We start from the raw sequence: 6,209 nt of genomic DNA on the forward strand, positions 1-6,209 counted from the left end.
CCTTTTTCAATTTTTACTTGGTAGTGAAGGTGTTCAACACGTTGGACTATCAGGGCTTTAATTTCAAGGTAAGCAAGATGAATCAAGTGTGGGTAACTGGTGATGCTGTTGTCGATCTAATACCGGAATCTGAGACTTCTTTACTCAAATGTCCCGGTGGTGCACCAGCGAATGTCGCCGTAGCAATTGCTCGTCTATCTGGTAATAGTGCGTTTTTTGGACGTGTAGGTGATGACCCATTTGGTCGCTTTATGAAATCAACGCTGGATCAAGAGGGCGTGTGCACGGAGTTTCTCGTTAAAGATCCTGAGCAAAGAACATCAACAGTGGTGGTGGATTTAGACGATCAAGGTGAGCGCAGCTTTACGTTTATGGTAAAACCGAGCGCTGATCAGTTTATGTCTGTTGAAGATATCCCAAACTTTAAGCAAGGTGACTGGCTGCATGTTTGCTCGATTTCACTTGCAAATGAGCCAAGTAGAAGCAGCACATTTGAGGCGATCAAAAGAGCAAAAGCCGCTGGTGGTTTCATTAGCTTTGACCCTAACCTGCGTGATGAAGTGTGGCAAGATCAATCAGAAATCCAAGCTGTCGTAATGAAGGCAGTAGCGATGGCTGATGTGGTTAAGTTCTCTGAAGAAGAGCTTTTGTTCTTAACTGACTCAACATCGATGGCACAAGGTTTACAACAAATAGCTGCTTTGAATATTGCTTTGGTCTTGGTGACACAAGGTGCGAAAGGTGTTTGGCACGTCTTTGAAAGTCAGAGTGAGCTGATCACAGGTCAAGTCGTTAGTCCGATTGATACCACAGGTGCGGGTGATGCTTTTGTCGGAGGGCTACTGGCATGTCTGTCTCAGCATGACGATTGGAAAAATCATCCTGTTGTTAGCTCTGCGATTCAATGGGCAAATGGCTGTGGTGCATTAGCGACGACGCAAAAAGGCGCAATGACTGCGCTTCCGACCCAGACAGAATTGCTGCAATTTATTGGGCAATGATCTCCAGATCCAATTTCAGTTGAGAAAAATTATGAGCTTAAACAACCGTTGGACTGTAGAGCAAAGATATCGCCGACTTGAGCAAATCCCTCAGTGTAATATCGAAGAAATGACACTTTTACGTCAGCAAGATAAAGGCTTTCCTAGTTTTCATATCGCCCCTAGATTTGGGCTGTTAAATGACCCAAATGGGTTGTGCTATTTCAATGGTGAGCACCACATCTTTTACCAGTGGACGCCTGTGGGACCAGTTCATGGAATGAAGTATTGGTATCACCTTTCTACTAAAGACTTCATCCATTTTACTGATCATGGCGTGGGTCTTCATCCCGACCAAGACTACGATTCACATGGCGTTTATTCGGGTGGCGCTTTGGTGGAAAACAACAAGGCTTTGCTGTTTTTTACTGGAAACAAGCGTGACCAAAACTGGAATCGAATCCCAACACAGTGTTTTGCCACCATGGATTCAGACGGCAGCATTGAAAAGCACGGTGTAGTCATTGAAAACGAACATTACACGGAGCACTTTCGTGACCCAAAAGTTTGGAAGAAAGGCGACGACTATTTGATGGTAGTGGGTGCTCAAACCAAAACCGAGCATGGTTCTATGGCGCTCTATCAAAGCAAAGATTTGAAAACGTGGCAGCATAAAGGTCCTATCAAGACCAAGTTCTCTGACCTTGGGTACATGTGGGAGTGTCCTGATTTCTTTGAGATTAATGGTCAATCGGTGATGCTGTTTTCTCCACAGGGCGTGAGCAGTAGTAATCCTTATGATTTCAAAAACATCTATTCTGTCGCGTATATCGTGGGTGATCAGTTGAACCTAGAGTCGATGACTTTCGAAAACCACCAAGATATTTTACAGCCAGATTATGGGTTTGATTTCTACGCCCCACAAACCTATTTAGATGAGAATGGGCGTCGCATTCTTATTGCATGGATAGGGTTGCCAGAAATCGACACGCCATCGGTCACACACCAGTGGGCAGGAATGTTGTCTCTTCCTAGAGAACTAACGTTGAAAGATGGTTTTCTTATTCAAACTCCGCTCCCTGAGCTGAAAAGTTTAAGAAAAGAAGAGGTGGTCTTTGCACAATCCCATATATTGGAAAGCACCAGTTGTTTGATCCAATTAGACCTTGTGGGCGATGGCTTTGAGCTTGAGCTGAGTAACCTCAAAGGTGACAACATCGTCTTTAGTGCGACAGAGCACGAGTTTATGCTGGACCGTCGTCACATGTCTCATTTGTACGCAGAAGAATTTGGCGGCATTCGAAAAGCACCAAGATTGGATGCTAAGCAGACGGTTGAGATGTATATCGACAATTCTGTCATCGAGATTTTCATTAATGGCGGCAAACATACGATGACCAGTCGTTTCTTTATTGATGACCTCAATACGGTAACGTTGAAAGGGTTGGAGCAAGCAAGGCTTTTCCCTTTGAAAGGTATTACAGGCTTGTTTGAGTCATCTTTATAATTGGTCATATCAAGCGGAGTACCTTTTGATATACGAGCCTTTTGATATAACAGCTCCTCAGTAAGCATCAAAAACGCCCTTCATATCTCCATGAAGGGCGTTTTTTGTTCAAAATACCTAGGTAGATTATCTTTCACGCACGTAGGTCGTTTGAACTAAAGTATCCAAAACAACTTCACTCTTGGTGACTTTGAAGTTTAGCGGTTGTTCTAAATCCCCAAATAGAGGTGCGCCGCCGAGTGTAGCTTACTCATCGTTGGCATCTCGAACCTAGTTCACATTACCGTGACGTTTTTACTTATAGCGTGAAAGAAAATCCCATAACCAAAGGTTCTAACTAAAAGAGATTGCAGGACTTTTATTTAGCGAATTCGACCTAATATCTTGAGTATGCCTAATCGCAGTTGGCGAAGAGGTGATGTTAATAATGCTTGCTGGCGCGTAAGACCCGTCAGTTTGAAGATGCATTCAAACACAATAAGGGAAAACAATGGCTAACGAATACATTCCACCAAAAGTTTGGACAAACGATAATGAAAACGGCGGTCAGTGGGCGAGCATCAACCGTCCGGATTCTGGCGCACGTCATGAGCAAGAGCTTCCAGTTGGTGAGCACCCATTCCAACTTTACTCAATGGGTACCCCAAATGGTCAGAAAGTGACGATCATGTTTGAAGAGCTTTTAGCGGCAGGCGTAACGGCAGCAGAATACGATGCGTACCTGATTAAGATTGGCGATGGTGAGCAGTTTGGCTCTGGCTTTGTAGCTGTTAACCCAAACTCAAAAATTCCGGCATTGGTTGACCGTTCGGGTTCTGAGCCAGTGAACGTGTTTGAATCTGGCAACATCTTGTTTTATCTAGCAGAGAAATTTGATCATTTCTTACCAAAAGAAGGCGCTAAGCGTGCTGAGGTAATGAACTGGTTATTCTGGCTGCAAGGTTCTGCGCCATACCTAGGCGGTGGTTTTGGTCACTTCTACGCGTACGCACCAGAGAAGTTCGAGTACCCAATCAACCGCTTTACAATGGAAGCAAAACGTCAGTTAGATGTATTAGACAAGCGTCTTGCGAACAATGAATTCCTAGGTGGCGATGAGTACAGCATCGCTGATATCGCAACATGGCCATGGTACGGCAACCTTGTGTTGGGTCGTGCTTACGATGCGGCTGAATTCTTAGACGTAGAAAGCTACAAAAACGTTGTGCGTTGGGCAAAAGTAATTGATGAGCGTGAAGCGGTAAAACGTGGTCGAATTGTGAACCGTTCATGGGGTGAAGAATGGGAGCTGTTACCTGAGCGCCACAGCGCAGAAGATATTGATAAAGTATTGAAACTTAAACCATAAGCAATCTTGGCCTAGCTACGTCAAATGAGTTTAGTTTTATCTATGCTTATACAGTGACCTTAATCAAATCTATAGCGCACCATATACGGTGCGCTATTTTTATTCTCATTTAGTCTCGAAATGCTAATTTATATCACCTCTTGAAGAGCATTTAGTTCGTAGATTAATCTTTAATGTATTTATATATTATGATGCAAAACAAAGCTCATATTTCCATGTTAAATATGGACTGGTTATACTGCTTTATAATAATTAAATTATTTAAAAATTATAAACTGATTTTATATCCATTATAAATAAAATTAATGATAATTAATATTTGACATAACCACTAAATTTGTGTGGAATATGCGGGTTGATTTTTTTTGATGAAATAAAATTAATTTCTAATACTTTTATTTATGACAAGCTTAGCTTTTAGCGATGTTTAATTATTAATGCTTATATCATGAAAGAGGATATGTATGATGTCGTCGTTTGAGTCGTACTGGGTTGGGATACGTCAAAGAATAGCCGCACAAACCGAAGGTAACCGCAGTTTAAAGTCTCTAGTCATTAAAAAGCAGCGTGTGAACTTAAATAACAGTGGGTTATCCTTTCGCGCTAAGTCCGGATGCCTTATCCCTCACTGTTATACCAAGTTCTCTGATGAGATAAACCTAAAAACATCGAAAAAATCGTCTCTTAGTTTTAAGAAAGGAAAGCTGTATTTTTCTCCGATTTAATAATAAATGAAATTTACATAAATTATAATCTGAGGTTTTTAAATTTATCGATAATTAATTACGATTTTATGATGCGTTTTCAATATGTTTTCTTGGTAAGTAATTAACTGGACTTATTGTTGGTTGTTTTTGTTGTTTCCTATTTAGATATGGATAAAAGCTCAACTACTTTTCCTATACCAACTTACTCCCTGAATTGACTTGCGCGCTTTTTCTCCCCTCTCAAAAACATAGCGTTACGGAATTATTTTCGCTCCTGTTTCATTCTTCAAGACGAAAGCTCTACCTACCTCTCATTATTTTCGACAAACATTGAGTAAAAGTAACCAATCGTAACAAGGTGGCTGTAACTGAGCGCCGTTTCAATATACTCGTTTTTTAACTAGGTAATCCCGCGCTTTGAATTCATTCGGGTACCGTTTGTAAGCCTTAAATGCTACTAAGATAAGATGTCATGATGAGAAAAAGTACTATATTACACACAGTGTTAATTACAGGGTTCGCTGCTGTATCCTCGTTGGCTTATGCTGCGCCTTCAGTTGTGCCAAATGCGCCAGAACTCAGTGCTCGTGGTTATGTTTTGATGGACTTCCATACGGGGAAAGTACTGGTTGAACGTGATGCCCACAAACGTTTAAACCCTGCGAGTTTAACGAAGTTGATGACTGCTTATGTAGCTGGTCAAGAAATTAATACAGGCAATATTACGTTGAATGATGAGGTTGTCATCAGCAGAAATGCTTGGGCAAAAAATTTCCCAGATTCTTCAAAAATGTTTATTGAAGTCAATACTTCCGTTTCTTTGTCTGACTTATACCGTGGTCTGATTGTTCAATCTGGTAACGATGCCAGTGTCGCTATTGCTGAGCATGTTGCGGGAAGTGAATCAGGGTTTGTGAGTTTGATGAATAGTTGGGCCGCCAAGCTTGAATTGTCTAACACGGCATTCACCAACCCTCACGGCCTAGACAGTGACGGTTTATATTCGACACCTTATGATATTGCCAAGTTGGGCCAAGCGATTATTCGTGACTTACCTGATATCTATCCGCTGTATAGCGAAACCTCGTTTACTTACAATGGCATCACTCAATACAACCGTAATGGCTTGCTTCGTGATCGTAGTATGAATGTCGATGGCATGAAAACTGGTTATACAAGCGGCGCGGGTTATAGTCTAGCGACTTCTGCAACACAAGGTGATATGCGTTTGATTGCATTAGTGATGGGAGCGAAGAGTGAGAATGTTCGTGAATCAGAAAGCAAGCAGCTGTTGAGTTATGGCTTCCGCTTTTACGATACGGTAATGCCGACTGAGGCGGGTGCGGAACTTGCGAAAGCTCGAGTTTGGATGGGCGAAAAAGACGAGCTTACTGTCGGCGTAGCTAACGATGTTTATCTCACTTTGCCAAAAGGAGATGTAAAAAATCTGCAAGCGGAAGTTGAATACAACGGTGATTTAGTTGCGCCAATTTCTGAGCAACAAGTGGTTGGTAAAGTGCTTTACAAAGTTGAAGGTAAGGTCGTAAATGAAGCCGAGCTCGTTGCATTGGAGTCCGTGGAGGAAGGCAGTTTATTTTCAGCCCTAAACCACCTACTTCAGTAGGTGGTTATCATCCGTTTCGGCTTTGCCTGTAAAACTACTCATG

The 6,209-nt window shown here is 42.0% G+C and carries 4 protein-coding genes and 1 pseudogene; 4 read left to right on the forward strand and 1 reads right to left on the reverse strand.

All coding sequences use genetic code 11. The features are described from left to right. Nucleotides 1-77: 77 nt before the first annotated feature. Both R7Q39_RS10375 and R7Q39_RS10380 read left to right on the forward strand, forming a co-directional pair. Nucleotides 78-1,001: an aminoimidazole riboside kinase gene (locus tag R7Q39_RS10375; protein WP_258494066.1), complete on the forward strand. Its 924-nt coding sequence runs from the start codon at nucleotides 78-80 to the stop codon at nucleotides 999-1,001. A gap of 31 nt (nucleotides 1,002-1,032) precedes the next feature. Next, the gene (locus R7Q39_RS10380; protein WP_258671778.1) at nucleotides 1,033-2,487 is read left to right on the forward strand and encodes a sucrose-6-phosphate hydrolase; all 1,455 of its coding nucleotides are present in this window, start codon (nucleotides 1,033-1,035) and stop codon (nucleotides 2,485-2,487) included. Between the two features lie 126 nt (nucleotides 2,488-2,613). On the opposite strand, the pseudogene R7Q39_RS10385 reads toward R7Q39_RS10380, so the two are convergent. After that, nucleotides 2,614-2,724, reverse strand: a pseudogene (locus R7Q39_RS10385) (dihydrofolate reductase); the annotation flags it as partial. Nucleotides 2,725-2,977: 253 nt separating this feature from the next. Here R7Q39_RS10385 and yghU point away from each other — a divergent pair. Both yghU and R7Q39_RS10395 read left to right on the forward strand, forming a co-directional pair. After that, the gene (yghU, locus tag R7Q39_RS10390; protein ID WP_318076051.1) at nucleotides 2,978-3,835 is read left to right on the forward strand and encodes a glutathione-dependent disulfide-bond oxidoreductase; all 858 of its coding nucleotides are present in this window, start codon (nucleotides 2,978-2,980) and stop codon (nucleotides 3,833-3,835) included. A 1,182-nt stretch (nucleotides 3,836-5,017) separates the two neighbouring features. Next, nucleotides 5,018-6,166, forward strand: a complete 1,149-nt coding sequence (locus R7Q39_RS10395) for a D-alanyl-D-alanine carboxypeptidase family protein (protein WP_318076055.1) — start codon at nucleotides 5,018-5,020, stop codon at nucleotides 6,164-6,166. The last annotated feature ends 43 nt before the right edge of the window (nucleotides 6,167-6,209 follow it).

The sequence above is a fragment of the Vibrio sp. 947 genome (assembly GCF_033339115.1).
Taxonomy (GTDB): Bacteria; Pseudomonadota; Gammaproteobacteria; order Enterobacterales; family Vibrionaceae; genus Vibrio; species Vibrio alginolyticus.

Coding starts and splice junctions, on each gene's coding strand:
- R7Q39_RS10380 (WP_258671778.1), top strand. CDS start 1,033: ATGAGCTTAAACAACCGTTGGACTGTAGAGCAAAGATATCGCCGACTT.
- R7Q39_RS10375 (WP_258494066.1), top strand. CDS start 78: ATGAATCAAGTGTGGGTAACTGGTGATGCTGTTGTCGATCTAATACCG.
- R7Q39_RS10395 (WP_318076055.1), top strand. CDS start 5,018: ATGAGAAAAAGTACTATATTACACACAGTGTTAATTACAGGGTTCGCT.
- yghU (WP_318076051.1), top strand. CDS start 2,978: ATGGCTAACGAATACATTCCACCAAAAGTTTGGACAAACGATAATGAA.